The following is a 24,192-nucleotide window of genomic DNA, read 5'->3' as shown; positions in this document are numbered from 1 at the left end:
ATAACGCTCACAGACGCCACGGCGAGCACAAACTTACCCGAGGCAACACACCCTGAATAGAGACATTCGGCCGTGTTTCCCAGAATTTACACAGGATGTTTACGAGCGGCCGACCGGGTGATAATGGAAGAATGCGCGCCGGCCTCCTGACCTGTCTCCCCCAGGCGGAGTGGCAGGACCGCGAACGGCAGCACCACGAGCGGGTGGCCCGCTTCGCGGAGCCTTACCTGGAGCGGCGATCGCACGGCGCCCGACATCCGGTGGAGGACTTCCTCTTCACCTACTACACCCAGAAACCCGGCCAGCTCATGCGCTGGCACCCGGGCGCCGCCGTCGTCCTGACGGGGCCTGCAGCGCTCGAGCGGGTCGGCTGGAAGTATTACGCCACCGATGACGACGGGGTCCGGGTGGACGCCCGGCGCTTCGCCGCGGAGCGGCGCGAGGCGATCGACTTCGCCCGGCTGATCCTCGCGCGGACCGCGGCCCGGCCCGCGCAGTTCGGGTGCTTCGGCCTGCACGAGTGGGCGATGGCGTACCGGTCGGCGGTCAACGGCGTACGGCACGAGTACCTGCAGCTGCGCCTCGGAGCGGACGGCACCGACGGCGTCGTCGACTCCGCGCGCATCCGCTGCACGCACTTCGACGCCTTCCGCTTCTACACCCCGGAAGCGGTGCCCCTCAACGAATACGCGCCCACGCGCCAGACGCAGCGGGACCTCGAGCAACCGGGCTGCCTCCACGCCAACATGGACCTGTACAAGTGGGCGTACAAGCTCACGCCGCTGCTGCCCAGCGAGATCGTCATGGACTGCTTCGAACTGTCCTGGCGGATCCGGACCATGGACATGCGGGCCTCACCGTACGACCTCGCGGACTGGGGCTACACGCCCATCGCGATCGAGACGGTCGAGGGCAAGGCGGAGTACGTCCGGCTGCAACGCGGCTTCGCCGAGGAGTCGCAGGCCCTCCGGACGCGGCTCCTCGGTCTTCTCGACGCCGCGCTGGATACTCCCTAGCCGCGCGGGGCGGGACGCCTCGCCGTCGTCCCGCGTTGTGCTACTGCCAGCCGTTACGCTGGGGAGCCAGCCGAAGGGGACGCCATGACCAGCACCGATCCGACGCCGACCGCCGGCCGTGCGCGCACCGCCGCACGGCGCGCCCTGATCCCCCTCGCGGCGCTCACCCTCGCCCTCGCGGCCTGCGACCAGGGCGGGCCGGCACCCGAACCGACCGATCAGGAGACCTCCGTGCAGTCCTCCACCCCCACGCCCGACGACAGCGCGGCGCCGACGCCCTCCGCTCCCTCCGGACCGGCGCCCTCCGCTCCACCGGCTTCCACGGCCCCGCCGGCGGCCTCGACGAACGCCCTGCTGACCGTCTCCGTCCAGCAGGACGCCTCCTCGGATCCCGTGCAGTACGTGCTCGAATGCGTCGACGGCGTCTCCGGCCCGGCGTCCACGCATCCCAACGCCGACGCCGCGTGCGCGACCGTCGCGCGCCTCGGGACCGCCTTCTTCACGGCGCGCCCGAACAAGGATGTGGTCTGCACCCAGCAGTACGGCGGACCGCAGACGGCGAGCATCACCGGTGAGATCGACGGGACGTCGGTGGTGGGATCGTTCGCGCTGACGGACGGTTGCCAGATCTCGCGATGGACCAGTGTGCAGGACCTGCTGGGGGCACCGGGCGCGCAGTAGTGCCCGGTGGGCGCTGCACCGCGGAATCGGCCGCCCGGCGGCCTCAGCGCAGCACCTCGACGAGGGCGACCCAGGAGAAGAGGATGCCCCCGACGATCGCGAGGACACACCCCACCGCGAGCCAGGCGAGCCCTGCCGCGGGCGCGCCGACGAGCAGGAGTGCGGCGCCCACCACGAAGGGGCCGAGGGGGAGCGCCCCCGAGAGGATCTTCGCGGCGCGCTCCGAGGGTTTCCGGCCGCTCTCGGCGGTGATGAGGCGGACGGCGTGCACCTCGAGAGCGAGCACGACCACCAGCGCGACGAGGACCTCGAGTCCGTGGGCCCAGCCGGGCTGACCGGGAACGAGTCCGATCGCGCCGACCACGATCGCCAGGGTGAGGGTGCCGATCGAGGCGGCTGCACGGGCCGGGAGCGCCGGCGACGCCACGATCGCGGAGATGTTGACCGACATCGCCACGATCAGCAGGCCGGCGAGTGCCGCCGTCGCCCCGACCATGGCGACATTGAAGTCGGTCCACGCCTCGAGGGACTCCGCCATGACCGGCATCCTACGGGACGGAGGCACCGGGGGCGCAGGAGGCGTGCGAAGGCCCGCTAGACTTGGACCGCAAGCTCGCGGAGCGCCGGTATCCACCCGATACGGCGTGAGACGGCACTCCCGGGCGACTGCATTTAATGCTGGAACCCCCAGCACTTGCCGCTCACGCACAGGAGTTGCCGGATGCCCCGGATCGTTGTCGACGTCATGCCCAAGCCCGAGATCCTCGACCCGCAGGGTAAGGCGATCGCCGGAGCGCTCCCCCGGATCGGACTCACCGGCTTCGCCGGCGTCCGCCAGGGCAAGCGCTTCGAACTGACCGTGGACGGTGACATCACGGAGGAGATCCTCGAGCAGGCCCGCCACGCCGCCACCACGCTGCTGTCCAACCCGGTCATCGAGGACGTCACCCGCGTGGAGGTCATCGAGGAGGACGGCCAGTGACCGCCTCCAACCTCGAGACCCCGCTCATCGGCGGCCCCCAGCCCGTTCCCGTCGGCGGCGGTGACGACGGCGCGCTCGACGGCGTGAGGGTCGGCGTCGTCACGTTCCCCGGCTCGCTCGACGACCGCGACGCCGTCCGCGCCGTCCGCCTCGCCGGTGGCAGCGCCGTCCAGCTCTGGCACGGCGACCACGACCTGCAGGGGGTCGACGCCGTCATCATCCCCGGCGGCTTCTCCTACGGCGACTACCTCCGCGCGGGCGCCATCTCCCGTTTCGCGCCGCTCATGGAGCAGATCACGACCGCGGCCTCGGGCGGGGCGCAGGCCCTTCCCGTGCTCGGGATCTGCAACGGGTTCCAGGTCCTCACCGAGGCACACCTGCTGCCCGGCTCCATGATCAAGAACAACTCCCTGCACTTCATCTGCCGTGACCAGCGCCTGCGCGTCGAGAACGCGGACACCTTCTGGACCTCGGACTACGCGGACGGCGAGGAGATCGTCATCCCGCTCAAGAACCAGGACGGCCAGTTCGTCGCCGACAACCGCACCCTCGACGAGCTCGAGGGTGAAGGCCGCGTGGTCTTCCGCTACGTCGACGGCAATCCCAACGGCTCGCGCCGCGACATCGCCGGCATCTCGAACATCGCGGGCAACGTCGTCGGGCTCATGCCGCACCCCGAGCACGCGGTCGAAGCCGGCTTCGGCCCGGACTCCTCGGCCCGCGGCGACGTCGGGGTCCGTGGCGGCACCGACGGGCTCGGCATCTTCACCTCGGTACTCAAGAAACTGGTGGGCTAAGTGACTGCAGGAACCACATCCCGGGCGTTCAACATCGACACCGTCGCGAACGCGGAGGCCACCCCCGGCCAGGCGCTCCCCTGGGCGGAGCTCGGACTCAAGGAGAACGAGTACCGGCGCGTCGAGGAGATCCTCGGGCGCAGGCCCACCGGCGCCGAGCTCGCCATGTACTCGGTGATGTGGAGCGAGCACTGCTCCTACAAGTCCTCCAAGGTGCACCTGCGGCAGTTCGGCGAGAAGGTCACCGACGCCATGAAGGAGCACCTCCTCGTGGGGATCGGCGAGAACGCGGGCGTCGTGGACATCGGTGACGGCTGGGCCGTGACCTTCAAGGTGGAGAGCCACAACCACCCGTCCTTCGTGGAGCCCTACCAGGGCGCGGCCACCGGTGTGGGCGGGATCGTCCGCGACATCATCTCCATGGGCGCCCGCCCGGTCGCCGTCATGGATCCGCTGCGCTTCGGCGCGATCGACCACCCGGACACCGCGCGCCTCGTGCACGGGATCGTCGCGGGCATCGGGGGCTACGGCAACTCGCTCGGCCTGCCGAACATCGGCGGCGAGGTGGTCTTCGACGCCGTCTACCAGGGCAACCCGCTGGTCAACGCCCTCGCGGTCGGCGTGCTGCGCCATGAGGACATCCGCCTCGCCAATGCGTCCGGCGCCGGCAACAGGGTGGTCCTCTTCGGGGCCCGCACCGGCGGCGACGGCATCGGCGGCGCCTCCGTGCTCGCCTCGGAGTCCTTCGACTCCTCGAAGCCGTCCAAGCGCCCCGCCGTCCAGGTGGGCGACCCGTTCGCCGAGAAGGTGCTCATCGAGTGCTGCCTCGAGCTGTTCAAGGCGTCCGTGGTCGAGGGCATCCAGGACCTCGGCGCGGCAGGCATCTCCTGCGCGACGTCGGAGCTCGCCTCCAACGGCGACGGCGGCATGCACGTGGAACTCACCAACGTGCTGCTCCGCGACCCCTCACTCACGCCCGGCGAGATCCTGATGTCGGAGTCGCAGGAGCGCATGATGGCGGTCGTGACGCCCGAGAACGTGGAGGCGTTCGAGGCGATCATGGACAAGTGGGCCGTGGAGTACTCCTGGCTCGGCGAGGTCACCGACACCGGCCGGCTCATCATCGAGTGGGACGGCGAGAAGATCGTCGACGTGGACCCCCGCACCGTCGCCCACGAGGGCCCCGTCTACGAGCGGCCGTACCACCGGCCCGCATGGCTCGACGGCGTCCAGGCCGACACCTTCGGGTCCGAGCGGCCCGCCGACCTGCGCGAAGCGGTCCTCGAACTCATGGCCTCCCCCAACATGTGCGCGAAGACCTGGGTGACCGACCAGTTCGACCGCTACGTCCAGGGCAACACGGCCCTCGCCATGCCCGACGATGCCGGCGTGGTCCGGGTCGACGAGGAGACCGGCCTCGGCGTCGCGATCTCCACCGACGCGAACGGGCGCTACTCCTACCTGAACCCCTACGAGGGGGCGCGCCTGGCGCTCGCCGAGGCGTACCGGAACGTGGCGACGTCGGGCGCCGAGCCGCTCGCTGTCACCGACTGCCTGAACTTCGGCTCCCCCGAGGACCCCGAGGTGATGTGGCAGTTCGCCGAGACCGTCCGCGGCCTGGCCGACGCCTGCCAGGAGCTCGGCGTGCCCGTGACCGGCGGCAACGTCTCGCTGTACAACCAGACTGGCGGCGTCGCCATCCACCCCACCCCGGTGGTCGGCGTCCTCGGCGTGTTCGACGACGTCGCCCGCCGCACGCCGTCGGGCTGGCGTGAGGACGGCCAGGCCATCTACCTGCTGGGCACGACGGCGGACGAGCTGGACGGCTCCGAGTGGGCCAACCTGCGCGGGCACCTCGGCGGGCAGCCTCCGGCACTGGACCTCGCCGCCGAGAAGACGCTCGCAGCGATCCTCGTCAACTGCTCGCGGGACGGCATGGTCGACGGCGCCCACGACCTCTCCGAGGGTGGCCTCGCGGCCGCGCTGAGCGAGATGGCGCTGCGCTTCGGTGTCGGCGCGCGGATCGGCCTCGACGAGCTGTGCGAGCGCGACGGCATCGACGCGTTCACCGCACTGTTCAGCGAGAGCCAGGCCCGCGCCGTCGTCAGCGTCCCCCGCTCCGAGGAGGTCCGCTTCAACGACATGTGCACGGCGCGGAACTTCCCCACCATCCGGATCGGCGTGGTCGATACGGAGAACCAGGCGCTCGACGTGCAGGGCTACTTCACCCTGCCGCTGGACCGGCTGCGCGAGGCCCATGAGGGGACGCTGCCGAAGCACTTCGGCTGAGCAGTCCCGGTCTGCTCACCCGCCGCGGGTTTCCGGCCGCGTGGGCGGCGTCACGCCGCACACGCAGGACGACCGCCGCGCCGTCCCCGGCTCAGCCGAAGTGCGCCTTCGCGATCAGCCCGTGCACCCCGACCGTCCGGTCGACGACCTGCGATACCGCGAAGTCCGCCGCCGCCGAGAGGTAGGCGTAGGCCACCGCGCGGTCCATGCCGCGATCGTGCTGCAGGAAGTCGAGGGCGTTGATGATGGCGCGGCGCATGGCGACGTTCAGGTCGCCCGAGACGCCCCCGCCGGCGAGCCCGTCCGGATCGGACAGGCCGATCGGGATCCAGGCGTCCTTCGTCTCGCCGAAGGGGTAGGAGTACGCGACCGAGGGGGCATCGCCGGAGCCGGGTTTGCACACCGTCAGCCGGAAGGTCCCGCGCAGCGAGCCCTCCATCGCGGTGAGCGCCACCTCGCCGTCGCCCATGCCCATGTGCGGATCGCCGACGTAGAAGAGGGCGCCCGGCGCCTTGACCGGCAGGTAGAAGGTGGACCCCGCGCCGAGGTGGCGGATGTCGATGTTGCCTCCGCCGAGCGTCGGCGGGACGGAGTTCGCCTCGGGTGCCGTCAGGCCGTCGGCGTCCGCGAAGGCCACGCCCATCATCCCCATGAAGGGCCGCAGCGGGAACCGGACGGTCATGTCCCCGCTGGTCATCACGCCCTTGCCCTTCTCGATCCGCGTGAACACCGAGACGTTGCCGTAGTCCGACGGGATGCCCGACGCCCGGTTGTCGGTGGCCACCGGCGGCATGATCTCCTCGAGGGTGGTCCCGGCCGGTGGCGTGGGACCGGGCTGCACCGCGAGGCCGCCCTTCCCGTGCCGGCTGGAGACCACGCCGTAGGGAACCCGGGGGACCGCCTCGAGGGTCTCGATCTTCAGCACGTCACCGGGTTCGGCGCCTTCGACGGCGATGGGCCCGGTGACGATGTGCGGGCCGTCGACGTCGAAGCGCCGCTCCGTCCGACGGTAGCCGGCGGCGATGTCCACGGCGTCGTCCAGGACCGACGACCGGCCGACCCCGAGCGCGCCGAAGTACTCCACCGGGTCGCGTCCCTGGTCCTCGAGGATCCCCTCGTGCGAGAGCGCGTCGATGGTGACCGTCCGGCCGGACCGGATCGTCATGACGGGTGCCGCGTCCACGGTGGGCACATAGCCCCAGAGGACGTCGTCGGGTGTGGAGGAGAGGTAGTGATCGCCGCGGATCCGGCCGCGTCCCGGCTGCAGGATGTCGGCCTGTCCCTTCGTGCCCCCGGGTCCGTGGCCGGGCGCGCCCGGAGCCTTGCCCGGTGCTGCAGGTTCGCGCTCCGCTCCGTGCCCGCCGGCGATCGCGGGCGTCGCTCCTGCGACCGATGCGGCGGACAGCGCGCCGAGAGCGGCGACCACTCCCATGAAATTCCTCCTGCCCAATCCGTCCGTCAACACCTCGGCAGCTTCCTGCCCCACTACATCAGCCATGCTGGATTCCCTCCGGGTCGTGGAGCTTCCCAAGCTAGCGGCGGGGCGTTACGGGGCCGTTTCGGATCCGCGACGGCAGGATGTCCGCTGCAGCAGGCGCGGGACCGACGACGGCACGGGGCAGGAGGCTAGGAGCCCGCGAGGGCCCGCGCGGCCTTCACGTACCGCCACAGGACGTACCGCTGCGTCAGCCTGGTCACCGGCGCCGCGAGCCGGTAGACGAGGCTCGCCGGCACGCTGTAGGCGGAGCAGATGAACAGCAGCCGGTTGTCGGCCGTCAGCTCGGCGTAGAATCCCTCCTCGCCCCGCACCGGGTGGCCGGGCAGCGTGCCGTACCCGAACCCGCCGCGCTGGCCCGGGACCGCCCTGCCCGCGCCGTCGAGCTGCGGTGTCCGCGACCAGATGACCCTGCACGGAGCCTTGATCCGCGCGGGGCCCACCCCGAACCCGGAGACCACGCGGACACCGGGATCGGCCCGCCCGGCGTCGGACTCCATGGTGAGCCCGGCCCCGCGGTGCAGCTCCCACGCCAGGATGCCCTCCGTGAGGGCGACGAAGGCGGCCGACGGGTCCTCGGCAGCGATCTCGTGGGACTGCACCATGACGGTGAAGCCGGCGGGCCAGCCGCCCTCGAGGGACTCGGGGAAGGGCCGGTCCGTCGCGCCGCGCTCCTCGTACGTGAACTGTTCCATGCGTGCCTCTTCCCTCGATGCCTCGCCGCCGGGACCCCGGCGGAACGGGTCCGGTCCCAACCTAGTGGACCCGGAACGGACCGGCGCGCGCCGATGGACGAGCAGTGGCAGGATGGAGGTCCAGACCGGCCCGGACCCACCTGTGACGTCCGCCCCGCCGATCGACGAACGAGATCGTCACGGGAGACCGACAAGGGAGGCGGGAACATCATGGCACCAGGGACCGGCACGCCGGGCAGGGACGCGGCGGACAAGGCGTCCGACGCCGCGGAGGACGCCGCGAACTCGAAGGGACTCGAGGTCGCGGCCCGCGCCGGCTACGTGGCCGCCGGCATCCTGCACCTCCTGATCGGCCTCATAGCCCTCGGCCTGGCGCGCGGCGGCTCCGGCGAGGCCGACCAGAGCGGCGCGATCGGGCAACTGGCCGGCAACCCCGGCGGCACGGCACTCCTGTGGTTCTGCTTCGTCGGGTGCATCGCCCTCGCCCTGTTCCAGTTCAGCGAGGTGTTCTTCGGCGCGAAGGGACGCCATGGCAAGGACAAGCTCAAGCTACAGGCCAAGAGCGGCGGGCAGGCCGTGGTGTACGCCGCGATCGGCGTGACCTTCGGGCGGTACGCACTCGGTGGTTCCAGCGACAGCAGCGGCGGCGCGAGTTCGCTGACCGGCTCCCTCATGACCAACCCGGCCGGGGTGGCGCTCCTCCTCGCGGTCGGCGTCGGCATCCTCGTGGTCGGCGGATACTTCGCCTACAGCGGAGCCACCCGCCACTTCCTCAAGAACCTCTCGGGTCTCCCCTCGGGACGGGCCGGCACGGCCGTCGTCGTGCTCGGGATGGTGGGGTACATCGCGAAGGGCTTCGCCCTCGGGGTCCTCGGCGTCCTGATCATCGTCGCCACGGTCACGAACAACCCCGAGCAGTCCACCGGGCTCGACGGCGCCCTGAAGTCGCTGCGGGACCAGCCCTTCGGCGTCTGGCTCCTCGGCGCCGTGGCCCTGGGCCTCATGGCCTACGGCGTCTTCATGGCGGTGCGGTCGAAGTACCAGCGCATGTAGGCGTCAGAGCCCGAGCGCCGGCGCCTCCATCGCGGGGCACGTGTCCATGACGACGTCGAGTCCCGCCTCCGCTGCGCGGCGGGCGGCGTCCTCGTCGATCACGCCGAGCTGCAGCCACACGGCCTTCGCGCCCACGGCGATCGCCTGGTCCACGACGGCGCCCACCCGGGACGAGTTCACGAAACAGTCGACGACGTCGATCGGGCCGGGGATGTCCGCCAGCCGCGTGTAGCCCTTCCGGCCGTGGACGGCGTCGCCCTTCAGGCTCACGGGGATGATCTCCATCCCCAGGCCGTCCTGCAGGAACCGCGACACCCCGACGGCGACGCGGCGCGGGTTGTCGGACAGGCCCACCACCGCCCACCGGCCGTGCTCGGTCAAAAGCCGTCTGATGACCTGCGGATCGTTCTGGTGTGCCACGGAGCCTCCCGGTGTGCCCTGCCATTGTTACAGCGTTTGTTACACGTCCTATTTTGCTCCGGCGGGACCCCGGGCGTTTCATAGGAGTGACCATCCCGAGCGGCTGAGAGACCTGGATCAGTGAAGCCGCAGCAACCCTGGTCGTCCGCATCCCCCTGATGCCGGACGATATCGAGGTCCGAGCCACGGGAACCACCGGACACGGTGGCGAAGGCTCGGTCCGTAGGGTGCTACCGCCAGGACCGATGGAGACACCATGACCGCAGTTCTGGCACCCGGCAGCACCCAGTCCCACCACAAACAGGCCCTCGGCGTCCGCTTCGCCGGGCTCGGGCGCAGTTTCGGTCCGTCCGCGAACCGCCGCACCGTCCTCCGGGATGTGACCGTGGACGTGGAACCCGGCGAGATCCTCGCCATCCTCGGCACGAGCGGCTGCGGCAAGTCCACGCTCCTGCGCGCCGCCGCCGGACTCGACATCCCCGACAGCGGGCAGGTCCTCATCGACGGCACCCCCGTGACGGGCATCGACGAGCGCTGCGCCGTGGCTTTCCAGGAACCCCGGCTGCTGCCGTGGCACACCCTGCAGGCCAACGTGGCGATCGGACTGCCGAAGTCCTCCAGCGCCAGCGCGGGCAAGGCGAAGGTCCTCGAACTGCTGAAGCTCGTGGGGCTCGACACCTTCGCGAAGCACCGCCCCCGCGAGGTCTCCGGCGGCATGGCCCAGCGGACGTCGCTCGCACGCGCGCTGGCCCGCAACCCCGGGGTCCTCCTGCTCGACGAACCCTTCGGCGCGCTCGACGCCCTCACCCGCATCAGGATGCAGGACCTCCTCCTGGACATCCACCGCGCGCAGCCCACCACGGTGCTGCTGGTCACCCACGACGTCGACGAGGCCCTCCAGCTCGCCGACCGCATCCTCGTGCTCGGCCGCGGGGACGAGGACGGACCGGAGGGCTCCACCATCGCGGAACTCGTCGCCGTGCCCGGCGACCGCCCGCGCGACCGCAACTCCGCGGACCTCGGAGCACTCCGCAGCACCCTGCTGTCGATGCTCGGCGTCACCGGCCACTAGTCCCGCCGCCCCACCCCTCCCGCAGCGCCGTCGTACCGCGCTGCCACCGTGCCTGCCCGCTGTCCCCACCCTCCACCGAAGGACCACCATGAACCGCAGTGCCCTCCTGCCGACCCTCGCCCTCGCCACCGCCCTCTCGCTCGGCCTCAGCGGCTGCCTGGCCGGAGAGAACGCCTCCGACACGCAGGCCGCCGACGGCGGAGCCACGGAGGGCGGGGAGCTCAACATCGACTTCGCCACCTACAACCCGCTGAGCCTCATCATCAAGGAGCAGGGGTGGCTCGAGGAGGAACTCGCCGGGCAGGACATCACCGTCAACTGGGTGCAGTCCGCGGGGTCGAACAAGGCCAACGAGGCCCTGCGCGCCGGGGCGATCGATGTGGGCTCCACCGCCGGGTCGGCGGCGCTGCTCGCCCGCTCCAACGGCTCCCCGATCAAGGCGATCGACATCTACTCGCAGCCCGAGTGGGCGGCGCTCGTCACGCTCCCCGACTCCGGGATCACGAGCGTCGAGGACCTGCGGGGCAAGTCCATCGCGGCGACCCGCGGGACCGACCCGTACTTCTTCCTCCTGCAGGCACTCGAGGCCGCGGGCGTGGACCAGTCCGAGGTCACCATCGAGAACCTGCAGCACGCCGACGGCCGTGCCGCGCTCGCCAGCGGCGCCGTGGACGCCTGGTCCGGACTGGACCCGATCATGGCCGCCGCGGAGCAGGACGGCGCGGAGCTGTTCTTCCGTGACATCGACTTCAACACCTACGGCTTCCTCAACGCCACGGAGGACTTCCTCGAGGAGAAGCCGGACGTCGCCCAGACCGTGGTGGACGCCTACGAGAAGGCCCGGGAATGGGCGAAGGAGAACCCCGTGGAGACCGCCGCGATCCTCGCCGAGGTCGCCGCGATCGACCCGGCGATCGCCGAGTCGGTCATCATCGACCGCACGAACCTCGACGTCGACCCCGCCCCGGGCGACGCCCAGCGCAGCGTCCTGGAGAAGATCGGTCCCGTGTTCGTGGAGACCGGTGACGTGAAGTCCCAGGAGGAGATCGACGAAGCCCTCGACTCCCTGTTCGACGCCTCGCTCGTCGAGAACGCCGATCCAGCGTCCATCGGCTCCGATTCATGAGCGCCGACCACGCGGCGCCGGTGAGCGCGCAGGGCCTGGCGGCGATCGGTGCGTCGGTGACCGGACCCGAGGCGCCTCGGAACGACGCGGGCCGGGGCCGGACGGCCCGCCGGGCCGGTGTCGTGCTGCTCGGGCTCATCGTCCCGGCGCTGATCCTGCTGGCCTGGCACGTCAGCACGGCGTCGGGCTTCTTCCGCCCGTCGCAGCTCCCCTCGCCGGCGTCGGTCCTCGCTGCCGCCGTGGACCTGGTGGAGCGCGGCCAGCTCGCCACGCACATCCTGATCTCCACCCAGCGCGTGGTCCTCGGCTTCGTCATCGGTTCCCTGCTCGGAGTGCTCGCCGGCGCGCTCCTGGGCCTGTCCCGACTCGCGGACGTGCTGCTCACCCCCACCGTGGGGGCCCTGCGCGCCGTCCCGTCCCTCGCGTGGGTCCCGCTGCTGGTCCTGTGGATCGGCATCAACGAGGACTCGAAGGTCACGCTCATCAGCATCGGCGCCTTCTTCCCCGTCTTCACCACGCTCTACCTCGGCCTGCGGCACGTGGACCGCAACCTCGTCGAGGCCGCCCGGGCATTCGGCCTCAACGGCCTCCGCCTGCTGACCACGGTGCAGCTGCCCGCCGTCGTGCCCGCGCTGTTCTCGGGCCTCCGGCTGGCGCTCGCGCAGTCCTGGCTGTTCCTCGTGGCCGCCGAACTCATCGCCTCGTCCATGGGCCTGGGCTTCCTGCTCACGGACTCCCAGCAGACAGGCCGCGTGGACCGGATCATCCTCGCGATCATCCTGCTCGCCGTGATCGGCAAGACGACGGATGCGCTCCTCGGCATCGCGGAACGCTGGGCGGTGCGACGGTGGGCGTAGGCACCGGCACGGCAGGCACCGGCACGGACGCGGCCACCGCAGCCCAGGAGGAGGCCGGGCGCCTCGCCTTCTGGGCCGAACAGGCCGCACGGCTCGACTGGGACACGCCGTGGCACACCGTGCACTCCTTCGAGAAGGCTGAGCCGCAGGCGGACGGGACCCTCAGCATCCCGGCCATCGAGTGGTTCTCCGGCGGCACCCTGAACGTCGCAGCGAACTGCGTGGACCGGCATGTCCGGGCCGGGCGCGGCGATCGCGTGGCACTCCACTTCGAGGGCGAGCCCGGGGACCGCCGCACCGTCACCTACGCGGACCTGCAGGACGAGGTGTCGCGGGCCGCGAACGCGCTGCTGGCCCTGGGCATCGGGACGGGCGACCGCGTGGTCGTGTACCTGCCGGTCCTCGTCGAGACGGTGGTCATCACGCTCGCCTGCGCGCGGATCGGCGCCGTGCACTCGCTGGTCTTCGGCGGGTTCTCGGCGGAGGCGCTCCGCTTCCGCGTCGAGGACACCGGCGCCAAGCTGCTGGTCACCACGGACGGCCAGTTCCGGCGGGGCGTCGCCGTGCCCGTGAAGGACAACGCCGACGCCGCGGTGGCCGGGGACAACGGCATCGAGCACGTCCTCGTGGTGCGTCGCACCGGCTCGGACATCAGCTGGAGCGAGGGCCGCGACGTGTGGTGGCACGACGTCGTCGACACCGCCTCACCGCACCACGAGCCGGAGGCGTTCGACGCCGAGACGCCGCTGTTCATCATGTACACGTCGGGGACCACCGGGAAGCCCAAGGGCCTCGTGCACACCTCGGGCGGGTACCTCACGCAGGCGTCCTGGAGTTTCGAGCATCTCTTCAGCAACCCCGACCCGGCGCTGCGCGAACGGGACGTGCACTGGTGCACCGCCGACCTCGCCTGGGTCACCGCCCACACCTACGAGCTGTACGGCCCGCTCTCCAACGGGGCGACGCAGGTCCTCTACGAGGGCACACCCAACACGCCCCATCCGGGACGCCACCTCGAGGTCATCGAGCGCTACGGCGTCACGAGCTACTACACCGCGCCCACGCTGGTGCGCTCGCTCATGGGCTGGTTCCCGGACGGCGTCCCGGGCTCCTACGACCTCTCGAGCATCCGCGTGCTCGGCACGGTCGGCGAGGCGGTCAACCCCGAGGCGTGGCGCTGGTTCCGCCGGAACCTCGGCCGCGACGAGGTGCCCGTCGTCGACACCTGGTGGCAGTCGGAGACCGGCGCCACCGTGCTCTCCCCCAGCCCCACCGACGCGGACTTCAAGCCGGGGTGCGCCGCCCGCGCACTGCCCGGGGTCAGCACGCGCATCGTCGACGAGGAGGGCCGTCCCGTCCCGCCGGGCGTGCAGGGCCTGATCGTGGTGGACCGTCACGGCCCGGCGATGGCACGCACCGTGTGGGGCGACCCGCAGCGCTACCTCGACTCCTACTGGCGGACGTTCGCGGCGCAGGGCTGGTTCCTGGCCGGCGACGGCGCACGGTACGACGACGACGGCGACACCTGGATCCTGGGCCGCGTGGACGACGTCATCAACGTCTCGGGCCACCGGCTGTCCACGATCGAGATCGAGTCGGCGCTCGTGGCCCACCCGCTCGTCACCGAGGCCGGCGCCTGCCCCGTGCCCGATCCCCTGACGGGCCATGCCATCGCGGCGTTCGTGGTGCTGGCCTCGGGCGCCGATCCGGACACGGACGTCGCCTCGACGCTCCGCGCCCATGTCGCGACGGCCATCGGGCCGATCGCGCGGCCGTCCGCCGTCGTCGTCGTACCCGACGTGCCGAAGACGCGCTCCGGGAAGATCATGCGCCGCCTGCTGACGCAGCTCTACGAGGGCTCAGCGCTCGGGGACACCACCTCCCTGCAGAACGAAGGGTGCATCCCTGGGATCCAGGACGTGCTGTCCCGCCGGTGATGCGCCCTCGGGCGATCCGGCGTTAAAAGAAGGAAGCGGCAGGGGCCCCGTCCAAGCGCCTGCCGCTTCCCGCGTGTGGTTCGTTCCGGTGTCAGCCAGCGACCCGGACGAAGGAGGCTCCCGGGAGATCCGAGAGGGAGTGCTTCATGGTGAGGTTCGCGCCGTTCATGCCGCTGCTGATGACCTGGCCGCCGCCGGCGTAGATCGCGACGTGACCGCCGGTGATGACGAGGTCACCCGGAGCCGGGGTGCCCACGGTGGGGCCGAACCGGAAGAACTGCGAGGGGCCGAGATCGCCCGCGGGGATGCCCGCGGCGCGCAGCGCCTTCTCGACCAGGATGGTGCAGTCCTGGACGGCACCGGCGGCGAGCTGCGACTGGGCGGAAGCAAGGAGGGTACCGCCGGCGCTGCCGGAGGTCGCGATCGGGGTGATGCCGGCGGAGGCCAGCTGCACGCCCGGCGCCGGAGCCGTGGACACGGCCGGAGCGGGGGCGACAGCAGCGGCCTGCTGGACCGGCGCCGCGGGAGCAGCCGCCACGAACGCCGCGGGCGCGGCGACGGGCACCGACACCGATACCGTCCGGGCCGGAGCCGCAGCGGCACCGCCGGTGGGGATGGTGATGGTGTCGCCCGGGAAGATGACCGATGCGACGGACAGGCCGTTCGCCGTGAGGACCGCGGTCAGGTCGACGCCGTAGCGTGCCGAGACGGCGCCCAGGGTGTCACCCGCGACGACGGTGTGCGTCGTCGCGGCGGCGCCGGCGGCCGGTGCTGCGACGACCGCGGGGGCCGTCGTCGTGCCCTGCTCGGTGTACTCACCGGCATGGGCGGTGCCCACGGCGCCGAGCGCGAGGCCCGAGGTGACGGCGGCGATCGCGACGGGGCGGCCTACGGCGGTGGCGTGGGCCTTGGCGGCGCGGGACAGGCCCTGCAGCGCGAGACTGCCGTCGACGTCGGCACGGTGGCGCGCTGAAGAAATGTTTCGTGACATGGTTCTATACCTCTCCCATGCCTGCGGGGTGAGCTGTCGGGTTCGGATGGGAGTCACCCGGCCGCGGACATCACCCGTGGGTGATGTGGTGCGACTTAACCCCGAGGGCGCCTGCAGGGTCTCCTGCGCGCCCGGTGGAACTAGTGGTTCCCCCGTCCCTGCCTTTCGTGGTTGCAAACGAGTCCGGGACGACGGCAGGGCTCGGCAATCCGTCCAGGAGCGCCCCACGGTCGCGGAAGCACGTGCTGACCATACCTAACAGCAGTCACTTCTGTCACATTTGAGTAACAGGAGGTGAAGTGCTCCTCAGCCGCGCAGCGTCCGCCAGCGACGGAGGGCGAAGACCGTCCCGGCGGCACTGAGCAAGAGCAGCACCGCCTGCTGGACGTAGAACCAGTCCGTGGCCGCCGCTCCAAAGCCGCCCAGGGCCACGAGGATGCTGCTGGCCAGCGTGAGCGTCAGCGCGGCGCCGACGTACCAGAGCGTCTGCCACAGCTTGCGGTCCTGCGCCCGGCTTGCCGATCTCCATTCCTCCATCCCTCCAGCCTAGGTCGCCGCAACCCCTGCCTCACACGGGGACACATGGTTTGGTTCTGCACCGGCCCGGTGTCAGACTCGATCCGACCATCCCGAGCGGCCGAGAGATCTGGCTCACTGACGCCGCAGCAACCCTGGCCTCCGCGTCCCCGCGGCGACATGAGGGTGCTACTGCCAGAACGATGGAGGGAACCATGAGCATCGTCCCGGCCGCCTGCGGCACCCACCCCGACCTCCGACCCACCGTCGCAGTGTCAGAATCCAGCAAGGCAGGTGCCTGATGGCAGAACGTTCCTTCGGTTTCCGCACGCGCGCACTGCACGCGGGCGGCACGCCCGACGCCACCCACGGGGCCCGGGCGGTCCCGATCTACCAGACGACGTCCTTCGTGTTCAAGGACACCAACGACGCCGCCAACCTCTTCGCGCTGCAGAAGTACGGCAACATCTACTCGCGGATCGGCAACCCCACGGTCGCCGCGTTCGAGGAGCGCATCGCCTCCCTCGAGGGCGGGATCGGGGCGGTGGCGACGGCGTCGGGCATGAGCGCGGAGTTCATCACCTTCGCGGCGCTCTGCCAGGCCGGGGACCACATCGTCGCGGCCTCCCAGCTGTACGGCGGCACCGTCACCCAGCTCGACGTCACGCTGCGCCGGTTCGGGATCGAGACCACCTTCGTCCCCGGGACGGACCCCGCGGACTACGCGGCCGCCATCCAGGACAACACCAAGGCGGTCTACGCCGAGGTGATCGCGAACCCTTCCGGCGAGATCGCCGACCTCGCGGGCCTCGCGAAGGTCGCCCACGACGCCGGCGTCCCGTTCATCGTCGACTCCACGCTGAGCACGCCCTACCTGGTGCGCCCCATCGAGCACGGCGCGGACATCGTCATCCACTCGGCCACCAAGTTCATCGGCGGGCACGGCACCACGCTCGGCGGCGTGATCGTGGAGAGCGGCCGGTTCGACTGGGGCAACGGCAAGTTCCCCATGATGACCGAACCCGTGCCGTCCTACGGCAACATCCAGTGGTGGGCGAACTTCGGGGAGTACGGGTTCCTGACCAAGCTGCGCACCGAGCAGCTCCGCGACATCGGGCCCTCCCTCTCGCCGATGTCCGCCTTCCAGCTCCTGCAGGGGGTCGAGACCCTCGCGCAGCGCCTGGACGAACACCTCGAGAACGCCCTGGCCGTCGCCGAGTGGCTGCAGGCCGATCCGCGGGTGGAATACGTCAACTACGCCGGGCTCCCCACCCATGCGCATCATGAGCGGGCGAAGACCTACCTGCCGCAGGGCCCCGGCTCCGTGTTCAGCTTCGGCATCAGGGGCGGCCGCAGGGCGGGCCAGAAGTTCATCGAGTCGCTGCAGCTCGCCTCGCACCTCGCGAACGTGGGCGACTCCCGCACCCTCGTGATCCATCCGGGCTCGACGACGCACCAGCAGCTCTCGGCCGAGCAGCTCGCCGCGGCGGGCGTCCCCGAGGACCTCGTGCGCATCTCCGTGGGGCTGGAGGACCTCGAGGACATCCTCTGGGACCTGGACCAGGCCCTGGACATCGCGGTGAACGCCTCCGACGCCGCCTTCGAGGACCTGCCGCAGGAAGCGGCCGGTGAGAACGACGACGACGCGTCGGCAACACGGGCAGTGGGAGTGGGAGCATGAGCAGCAGCACCGGCAACACGACACCGGAACGGACCTGGGAGGGGCCGTCGGCACCCGAACGGCTGAACCTGCTGAGGAGTGCGCGGTCGGTGGCGATCGTCGGCGCGTCGGACAAGCCCTCGCGAGCGTCCTACTTCGTCGCGACCTACCTGCAGTCCTCCTCCCCCTACCGCCTGTACTTCGTGAACCCGGTGGCGAAGGAGATCCTCGGCCAGCCGGCCTACGCGTCGCTGAAGGACCTGCCCGAGGTGCCCGACGTCGTCGACGTGTTCCGCAAGCACGACGACCTGCCCTCGGTGCTGCAGGACGCGCTCGACGTCGGCGCGAGGACGCTCTGGCTGCAGCTGGGGTCCTGGCACGAGGACGTGGCGCGCGACGCCGAAGCCGCAGGCCTGGACGTGGTGATGGACCGCTGCATCAAGATCGAGCACGCACGCTTCCACGGCGGGCTCAACCTCGCCGGGTTCAACACCGGCGTCATCTCCTCCAAGCGGCAGCTCACCTCCTAGCGGAGGTCCGGCAGCCCGGCGGGATCATCCGGCGCCGGGACGGGGCCGGGCACGAACGTCGCCTCCTCCGCGCCGGGATCCCCGGTGCCGGGCACGGACGGGACCTGCCCGGGACCGCCCGCGGGCGCGAGGAGCCACACCCTGCCCTGCGGCGCGGGGACAGCCCGCCCATCAGCGGACGCGCCGCTCTCCCGCGGGTCGGCAGCAGGACCGTCCGGAGCCCCCGGCCCGGGCTGCTTCAGCTGCCGGACCTCGGGACCCCGGCCGCCCGCCTTCGCGGTCCCGTTCCCGGGGACCGGACCGCCTGCCGTGCCCCTGCCGGGGACCGGGCTGTCCGCCGTCCCCTGCCCGGGGGCCGGACCCATCTTCCCGTCGCCTGTGGCCGGATCGACCGGCTTTCCGTTCCCGGCAGCCGGACCGCCTGCCTGTCCGTTCCCGGGGACCGCTGTCCCCGGGGCCCGGCCTCCCGGCACGGTGCTCCCGGGCACCGGGCTTCCCGGCACGGTGCTCCCGGACGCGAGCGGCGCCGCCATGGAGCGACGCTCGCGTCCGGGCGCCGGCGCGGATCCCGCCGGTCCCACGGGTGACGCCGCACCCGGGGGGACAGCGGCCGGGGGCGCCTCAGCAGCAGGAGTCCCGGCGGGGGGCGCCTGGCGCGCGGGAGGGACTGCAGCGGGTGGACCCGCAGCGGCCGGCCCATCCGGGGCGGCAGTAGGCGGGGTGTGTTCCGGACCGGACGGACCGGCGCCTGCCGGGCCACGCGGCACCGCATGGTCCGCGGGCGGACCGGCGTCCGTCACGGGGGGACCGGCATCGGCCGACCGGCCCACCTCCGCCGCGGCCGACGGCGCAGGAACCGGCTCCGCGAGCGACCGGGCCGGGGCCTCGGCGGACGGGGCGACGACGGGCCCTCCGCCGCCGTCCGGCCCCGCCAGTGCGCCGGGAAGCGGGTGCGCCCGGTCGACGCTGTCCCGGATGCTGAAGCGTGCCATCGATTCGACGGCCTCGGTGAGGCCGTCGGTGAGGGCGGTGCCGGCCGCGACGCCGGACATCCCGACGCCCATGGACACGGCCAGCGCTCCACCGATGAAGGTGATACGCCTCTTGTTGCGGCGGCCCGACGGCGCCCTGCCGCCGTCGGCCATGAGCTGGGCGAGTTCGGCGGTCACCTCGGGCGCGGGTCCCGCCCCGAGGGTGCGGAGGGTCTCCACGGCGCGCACGAGGGCGGGGTCCTCGGCGACGCCGGCCTCGTCGAGGAGGTGCCGTACGGCGTCCGGCGTCTCACGTGCAGTCATGGCGCTTCCGATTCATTGGGTTGAACGAGGTCCTTCAGCCTGAGCAGTCCCCGCCGCTGCAGCTGCTTCACCGATCCTGCCGACTTCCCGAGGATCTCGGCGACCTGGTCGATCGGCAGCTCCGCCACGATGCGCAGGAGGATGACCTCGCGCTGGTCGGTGCTGAGCTGTTCGAGCAACCCCCCTGCCACGTCGAGGTTGCCGAGCGCCACCTCCTCCGCGGAGTCCGTGGTCCGGGTGTCGCCGTCGACCTCGTAGCCCACCAGCACGGGCGCCCGCGTCCTCCTGCGCACCTCGTCCACGTAGCGCGCGTGGGCGACGGAGAAGGTGAACGTGCGCAGCCCGGGAAGCCCTCCGGTCACCGACTCGAGCCTGGAGAAGACCGCGAGGAAGACGTCCTGGGTGAGGGCCTCCGGGTCCTCGGACCCGCGCCCCGAGAAGTATCCCAGCACGGCCGGGCTCAGGGATTGATAGATCAGGGACAGGGCCGCCGGCTCGCCTGTCTGCGCGCGGACGAGCGCATCAGCAGGCAGCGTTGAGACCACGTTCCATCTGTTCCTTGTTCGACCGGCACGGCGTGACCATCGTAACCGCCGCCTCCCGACCGGGCGGAGAGCCCTTCATGCAGGTGCACAAAAGGCCGCACCGAGGCCCGTTGGGGGATAAGCCTCGGTGCGGCGCTTTCAGTGGGGTAATCGACCGGGAGCCGGGGAAAGTTACGCCCGGTCCGTCTTTTCCGGGATTTCTTCTGCGGGGCCCTACTTCAGCGCGTTCGAGGCGCGCCGCTTGTTGAACACGTCGAACCCGACGGCGAGCAGGAGCACCATGCCCTTGATGAACTGCTGGACGTCGATCCCCACCCCGAGCAGGGACATGCCGTTGTTGAGCACGCCCATGATGAGGCCGCCGGTGATCGCCCCGATCACGGTACCGACGCCACCGGTCACGGCTGCGCCGCCGATGAACGCCGCCGCGATGGCGTCGAGCTCGAACAGGTTGCCGGCACCCGGGCCGGCCGAGTTGAGGCGTCCGGTGAAGATGAGCCCGGCCAGTGCGGCCAGCACGCCCATGTTGACGAAGAGCAGGAAGTCGATGCGCTTGGTGTTGATGCCGGAGAGCTGCGCCGCCTGCAGGTTGCCGCCGAGGGCGTAGATGTGGCGGCCGAAGACGGAGTTGTTCATCACGGCGCTGTAGGCGACGATCAGGATGCCGAGGACCACGAGCACGATCGGCGTCCCGCTGCGGGAGCTCGCGAGCAGGTAGGTCAGGCCCAGGATGATCACCGCGATGAACGCGAGCTTCGTCAGGAACCAGGCCCGCGGCTCGTCCTCGAGGTTCAGGCTGGCCCGGGTGGCCCTCCCCCGGAGCTGGGTGATCACGAGGAGTGCGACGGCGATGACGCCGAGCCCCACGGTGGTCCAGTCGAGCAGGTTCGTCTCGGCCGGGAAGAGGCCCGGGAAGAGGAAGCCGCCGCCGAGCTGCCGGTATTCCTCCGGGAAGCCGGTGATGCGCTGGTTCCCGAGGACGATCTGCGTGAGCCCGCGGAACACGAGCATCCCGGCGAGGGTGACGATGAACGCCGGGATGCCCACGTAGGCAACCCAGAAGCCCTGCCAGGCACCCACCAGTCCGCCGATGATCAGCGAGGCGATGAACGCCGCCCACCAGGGGAAGTTCCAGTCCTGCACCATGATGCCGGACATGGCGCCCACGAACGCGGCCACCGATCCCACCGACAGGTCGATGTGCCCGGCCACGATGATCATGACCATGCCGATGGCCAGCAGGAGGATGTAGCTGTTCTGCACGATGATGTTCGAGACGTTGTCCGGCTGCAGCAGCGCGCCGCCGGTCAGCACCTGGAACAGGGTGACGATCACGAGGAGCGCCACGAAGATGCCGATCTGCCGCAGCCTGCCCGCGAGGAAGGAGAACCCGTCCTTGACGGTGGGCGGCGGCGTCGCGACGACGGGGTCCTTGACGGTGGTAGCCATGGAGTCAGTCCTTTTCCTTGGTCATGTGTTGCATGAGGAGTTCCGGTGTCGCCTCGTCGATGGGCACCTCGGCGGTGATGCGCCCCTCCGCGAGGGTGTAGATGCGGTCGCAGATGCCCAGCAGCTCAGGGAGCTCGGAGGAGATGACGATCACCGCTTTCCCCTCTCCGGCGAGGCGGTTGATGATCGTGTAGATCTCGTACTTCGCGCCGACGTCGATCCCGCGCGTGGGCTCGTCGAGGATCAGGACGTCGGGGTCCGAGAACATCCACTTGGAGAGCACCACCTTCTGCTGGTTGCCGCCGGAGAGCTTCCCGGTGATGGAGGTCACGGAGGGCGCCTTGATGTTCATGGACCGCCGGTAGTCGCCGGCGACGACGGCCTCCTGGCCGCTGTCCACCCAGCCGCGCGTCGCGAGCTTGCCCAGTGCGGCGCCGGAGATGTTGCGCTTGATGTCGTCGATCAGGTTCAGGCCGTACCGTTTCCGGTCCTCCGTCGCATACGCGATGCCGTGCCGGATGGCGTCCCCGACGGTCCTCGCGGTGATCGGCGTGCCGTTCTTGTAGAGCGTGCCCGTGATGTTGGAGCCGTAGCTCCGGCCGAAGATGCTCATGGCGAGTTCGGTCCGCCCCGCGCCCATGAGCCCCGCGACACCGACCACCTCGCCGGCACGGACGGAGAGGTTCGCCGAGTCGACGATCACCCGGCTGCTCTCCTGCGGGTGGTGGACGGTCCAGTCCTCGACCCGGAGCACCTCCTCGCCGATCGACGGCGTGCGTTCGGGGTAGCGGCTCTCCATGTCACGGCCCACCATGCCCCGGATGATGCGTTCCTCCGTGACGGAGCCGTCATGCAGGCTGAGCGTCTCGATGGTGCGGCCGTCACGGAGGATGGTCACCGAGTCCGCGATCTCCCGGATCTCGTTGAGCTTGTGGCTGATGATGATGCAGGTGATGCCCTCGGACCGGAGGCCCTTGACGAGCCCGAGGAGGTGCCGGGAGTCCTCGTCGTTGAGCGCCGCGGTGGGCTCGTCGAGGATCAGCAGCTTCACGTTCTTCGACAGCGCCTTCGCGATCTCGACGAGCTGCTGCTTGCCCACGCCGATGTCGCCGGCCCGCACCACCGGGTTGAGGTCGAGGCCCACGCGCCGGAGCAGCTTGGCCGCCTCGACGTTGGTCTCGTTCCAGTTGATGAAGCCGCGCTTCTCGCGCTCGTTGCCGAGGAAGATGTTCTCCGCGACGGACAGGAAGGGGGAGAGGGCGAGCTCCTGGTGGATGATGACGACGCCGTCGCGCTCGCTGTCCCGGATGTCCTTGAATTCCGCGACCGCGCCCTCGAACTCGATGTCGCCGTCGTACGTGCCGTGCGGGTACACCCCGGACAGCACTTTCATGAGGGTCGATTTCCCGGCCCCGTTCTCCCCGCAGATCGCGTGGACCTCACCCCGCGCGACGTCGAGGTTGACGTCCTGGAGGGCCTTCACGCCCGGGAAGGTCTTGGTGATGCGGCGCATCCTGAGGATGTTCTCCGCCATGGTGGAGCCTCGCTTACGTGAGTGGAAGTCCCGGCAGCAGCCGGGCGAGGTACGGCACCGGCGGCCCCGGACCGGGAAGGTCCGGGGCCACCGGCGTCAGGGGTGCTGCGGGAGTGCTACTTGAGGTCGTCCTCGGTGTAGTAGCCGGTCTCCACGAGGGAGGCCTCGTAGTTGTCGACCGTGACGATCTCGGATTCGAGGAGGTAGGACGGCACCACCTTGACGCCGTTGTCGTACGTCTCGGTGTCGTTCACCTCGGGCTCCTCGCCCTTCATGAGCGCGTCGACCATCGTGACGGCCTGCTTGCCGAGCTCCCGGACGTCCTTGAAGATCGTCGAGTACTGCTCGCCGGCGATGATGGACTTCACCGAGCCCACCTCCGCGTCCTGGCCGGTGACGACGGGCAGCTCGTCCGCGGAGTAGCCGCCGGAGGTCAGCGCCGAGATGATGCCGATGGACAGGCCGTCGTACGGCGAGAGGACGCCCTCGAGGCGCTCGCCGCCACCCACGGTGAGGAGGTCCTCCATGCGGTCCTGCGCGGTGTCGGGGAGCCACCGGAGGATCGCCGCCTGCTCGAAGTCGGTCTGGCCGCTGGGCACGCGCAGCACACCGCTGTCCAGGTAGGGCTGCAGGGTCTCCATGGCGCCGTTCCAGAAGAACGTGGCGTTGTTGTCGTCCGGGCTGCCGGCGAAGAGCTCCACGTCGAAGGGGCCCTCCTCGCCCGTCTCCTGGCCGTCGGCGTCGAGGATGCCGAGGCCCGTCAGCAGCGACGTGGCCTGCTGGACGCCGACCTCCTCGTTGTCGAACGTCGTGTAGTAGTCCACGGTCTCCGAGCCGTTGATCAGGCGGTCGTAGGCGATCACGGGGATGTCCTGGGACTCGGCCTGGTCGAGGACGCTGGTGAGCGTGGTGCCGTCGATCGAGGCGACGACGAGGGCCTTGACGCCTCCGTTGATCATGTTCTCGATCTGGGAGACCTGCGTGGGGATGTCGTCGTTGGCGAACTGCAGGTCCACCTCGTAGCCGAGGTCCTCCAGCTGGCTCTTCACGTTCTCGCCGTCGGCGATCCAGCGCTCGGACTGCTGCGTGGGCATGGCGACGCCGATCTTCGCGCCCTCGTTGGATCCGCCCTCCGCGGCGGTGGCGTCGCCGCCGCCGCGGCTCCCACCGCACGCGGTGAGGCTGAGCGTCAGGATGCTGGCGGCCGCGATGCCGGCCAGGTATTTCCGATTCATGGTGGATCTTTCTTGTG

General features: G+C 70.7%; 23 protein-coding genes and 2 riboswitches. Of the genes, 12 read left to right on the top strand and 11 right to left on the bottom strand.

Annotated features, from left to right (window positions below):
• The first annotated feature begins 131 nt into the window (after positions 1-131).
• Positions 132-1,016, top strand: a complete 885-nt coding sequence (locus RY94_RS07390) for a 3-methyladenine DNA glycosylase (protein WP_156135058.1) — start codon at positions 132-134, stop codon at positions 1,014-1,016.
• An 84-nt stretch (positions 1,017-1,100) separates the two neighbouring features.
• The gene (locus tag RY94_RS07385; protein ID WP_052274057.1) at positions 1,101-1,697 is read left to right on the top strand and encodes an SSI family serine proteinase inhibitor; all 597 of its coding nucleotides are present in this window, start codon (positions 1,101-1,103) and stop codon (positions 1,695-1,697) included.
• A 43-nt stretch (positions 1,698-1,740) separates the two neighbouring features.
• Here RY94_RS07385 and RY94_RS07380 read toward each other — a convergent pair whose 3' ends face one another.
• Positions 1,741-2,235 carry a hypothetical protein gene (locus RY94_RS07380; protein WP_043443150.1) on the bottom strand — a complete coding sequence of 165 codons (495 nt, stop codon included), beginning with the start codon at positions 2,233-2,235 and terminating at the stop codon, positions 1,741-1,743.
• A 183-nt stretch (positions 2,236-2,418) separates the two neighbouring features.
• Here RY94_RS07380 and purS point away from each other — a divergent pair, with 183 nt between their 5' ends.
• From purS to purL, 3 genes are read left to right on the top strand one after another with little or no spacing between them, the layout of a single operon-like run.
• A complete protein-coding gene (gene purS, locus RY94_RS07375; protein WP_043443148.1) occupies positions 2,419-2,679 on the top strand; it encodes a phosphoribosylformylglycinamidine synthase subunit PurS in 261 nt (86 codons plus the stop codon).
• 26 nt (positions 2,680-2,705) lie between these two features.
• Positions 2,706-3,476 carry a phosphoribosylformylglycinamidine synthase subunit PurQ gene (purQ, locus tag RY94_RS07370; protein ID WP_052274131.1) on the top strand — a complete coding sequence of 257 codons (771 nt, stop codon included), beginning with the start codon at positions 2,706-2,708 and terminating at the stop codon, positions 3,474-3,476.
• The gene (gene purL / locus RY94_RS07365) at positions 3,477-5,765 is read left to right on the top strand and encodes a phosphoribosylformylglycinamidine synthase subunit PurL (protein ID WP_043443144.1); all 2,289 of its coding nucleotides are present in this window, start codon (positions 3,477-3,479) and stop codon (positions 5,763-5,765) included.
• A gap of 91 nt (positions 5,766-5,856) precedes the next feature.
• Here the strand turns inward: purL and RY94_RS07360 are convergent, their stop codons facing one another.
• Positions 5,857-7,263, bottom strand: coding sequence for an acetamidase/formamidase family protein (locus RY94_RS07360; RefSeq protein ID WP_043443142.1), 1,407 nt, complete (start codon positions 7,261-7,263; stop codon positions 5,857-5,859).
• A gap of 128 nt (positions 7,264-7,391) precedes the next feature.
• Entirely contained in the window at positions 7,392-7,955 is a 564-nt protein-coding gene (locus tag RY94_RS07355; RefSeq protein ID WP_043443140.1) for a DUF1990 family protein, read from the bottom strand.
• 210 nt (positions 7,956-8,165) lie between these two features.
• Here RY94_RS07355 and RY94_RS07350 point away from each other — a divergent pair, with 210 nt between their 5' ends.
• Positions 8,166-9,008 (top strand): DUF1206 domain-containing protein, encoded by an 843-nt coding sequence (locus RY94_RS07350; protein ID WP_043443138.1) that lies wholly within the window; start codon positions 8,166-8,168, stop codon positions 9,006-9,008.
• Between the two features lie 3 nt (positions 9,009-9,011).
• On the opposite strand, the gene RY94_RS07345 is transcribed toward RY94_RS07350, so the two are convergent.
• Positions 9,012-9,428: a CoA-binding protein gene (locus RY94_RS07345; protein ID WP_043443136.1), complete on the bottom strand. Its 417-nt coding sequence runs from the start codon at positions 9,426-9,428 to the stop codon at positions 9,012-9,014.
• A gap of 256 nt (positions 9,429-9,684) precedes the next feature.
• Between RY94_RS07345 and RY94_RS07340 the strand changes: the two genes are divergently transcribed.
• The 4 genes from RY94_RS07340 (at position 9,685) to acs (ending at position 14,420) form a co-directional block, all read left to right on the top strand.
• Complete coding sequence (locus RY94_RS07340; protein WP_043443134.1) at positions 9,685-10,500, top strand: ABC transporter ATP-binding protein; 816 nt, start codon at positions 9,685-9,687, stop codon at positions 10,498-10,500.
• A gap of 88 nt (positions 10,501-10,588) precedes the next feature.
• Positions 10,589-11,626: an aliphatic sulfonate ABC transporter substrate-binding protein gene (locus RY94_RS07335; protein ID WP_052274056.1), complete on the top strand. Its 1,038-nt coding sequence runs from the start codon at positions 10,589-10,591 to the stop codon at positions 11,624-11,626.
• Positions 11,623-12,483, top strand: coding sequence for an ABC transporter permease (locus RY94_RS07330; RefSeq protein ID WP_082046119.1), 861 nt, complete (start codon positions 11,623-11,625; stop codon positions 12,481-12,483). Before RY94_RS07335 ends, RY94_RS07330 begins: the two co-directional genes overlap by 4 nt.
• Complete coding sequence (gene acs / locus RY94_RS07325; RefSeq protein WP_052274055.1) at positions 12,474-14,420, top strand: acetate--CoA ligase; 1,947 nt, start codon at positions 12,474-12,476, stop codon at positions 14,418-14,420. Before RY94_RS07330 ends, acs begins: the two co-directional genes overlap by 10 nt.
• Positions 14,421-14,511: 91 nt before the next feature.
• Here acs and RY94_RS07320 read toward each other — a convergent pair whose 3' ends face one another.
• Positions 14,512-15,411, bottom strand: a complete 900-nt coding sequence (locus RY94_RS07320) for a LysM peptidoglycan-binding domain-containing protein (protein ID WP_043443133.1) — start codon at positions 15,409-15,411, stop codon at positions 14,512-14,514.
• 3 nt (positions 15,412-15,414) lie between these two features.
• Positions 15,415-15,597, bottom strand: a riboswitch (cyclic di-AMP (ydaO/yuaA leader).
• Between the two features lie 120 nt (positions 15,598-15,717).
• Entirely contained in the window at positions 15,718-15,948 is a 231-nt protein-coding gene (locus RY94_RS07315; protein ID WP_043443131.1) for a hypothetical protein, read from the bottom strand.
• An 84-nt stretch (positions 15,949-16,032) separates the two neighbouring features.
• Positions 16,033-16,137, top strand: a riboswitch (SAM riboswitch).
• A gap of 91 nt (positions 16,138-16,228) precedes the next feature.
• Between RY94_RS07315 and RY94_RS07310 the strand changes: the two genes are divergently transcribed.
• Together RY94_RS07310 and RY94_RS07305 are read left to right on the top strand one after the other, a co-directional pair.
• Positions 16,229-17,608: an O-acetylhomoserine aminocarboxypropyltransferase/cysteine synthase family protein gene (locus RY94_RS07310; protein ID WP_052274054.1), complete on the top strand. Its 1,380-nt coding sequence runs from the start codon at positions 16,229-16,231 to the stop codon at positions 17,606-17,608.
• Entirely contained in the window at positions 17,605-18,117 is a 513-nt protein-coding gene (locus tag RY94_RS07305) for a CoA-binding protein (RefSeq protein WP_043443129.1), read from the top strand. The genes RY94_RS07310 and RY94_RS07305 overlap by 4 nt, the downstream gene beginning before the upstream one ends.
• Here RY94_RS07305 and RY94_RS17745 read toward each other — a convergent pair.
• The 5 genes from RY94_RS17745 to chvE form a co-directional block, all read right to left on the bottom strand.
• A complete protein-coding gene (locus tag RY94_RS17745; protein WP_043443127.1) occupies positions 18,114-19,412 on the bottom strand; it encodes a hypothetical protein in 1,299 nt (432 codons plus the stop codon). The genes RY94_RS07305 and RY94_RS17745 overlap by 4 nt on opposite strands.
• Positions 19,409-19,957 (bottom strand): RNA polymerase sigma factor, encoded by a 549-nt coding sequence (locus RY94_RS07295; protein ID WP_043443125.1) that lies wholly within the window; start codon positions 19,955-19,957, stop codon positions 19,409-19,411. Before RY94_RS07295 ends, RY94_RS17745 begins: the two co-directional genes overlap by 4 nt.
• A 213-nt stretch (positions 19,958-20,170) precedes the next feature.
• On the bottom strand, positions 20,171-21,406 hold the full coding sequence (gene mmsB / locus RY94_RS07290) for a multiple monosaccharide ABC transporter permease (protein WP_043443123.1): 1,236 nt from the start codon (positions 21,404-21,406) through the stop codon (positions 20,171-20,173).
• A gap of 4 nt (positions 21,407-21,410) precedes the next feature.
• Entirely contained in the window at positions 21,411-22,940 is a 1,530-nt protein-coding gene (mmsA, locus tag RY94_RS07285) for a multiple monosaccharide ABC transporter ATP-binding protein (RefSeq protein WP_043443121.1), read from the bottom strand.
• 116 nt (positions 22,941-23,056) lie between these two features.
• A complete protein-coding gene (gene chvE, locus RY94_RS07280; RefSeq protein WP_043443119.1) occupies positions 23,057-24,175 on the bottom strand; it encodes a multiple monosaccharide ABC transporter substrate-binding protein in 1,119 nt (372 codons plus the stop codon).
• Between the last annotated feature and the right edge of the window lie 17 nt (positions 24,176-24,192).

It is taken from the genome of Arthrobacter sp. L77 (genome assembly GCF_000816565.1).
Classification (GTDB): Bacteria; Actinomycetota; Actinomycetes; order Actinomycetales; family Micrococcaceae; genus Arthrobacter_D; species Arthrobacter_D antioxidans.
The sequence above is the reverse complement of the archived record's forward strand: the minus strand, read 5'-3'. Positions and strand labels throughout refer to the sequence as shown.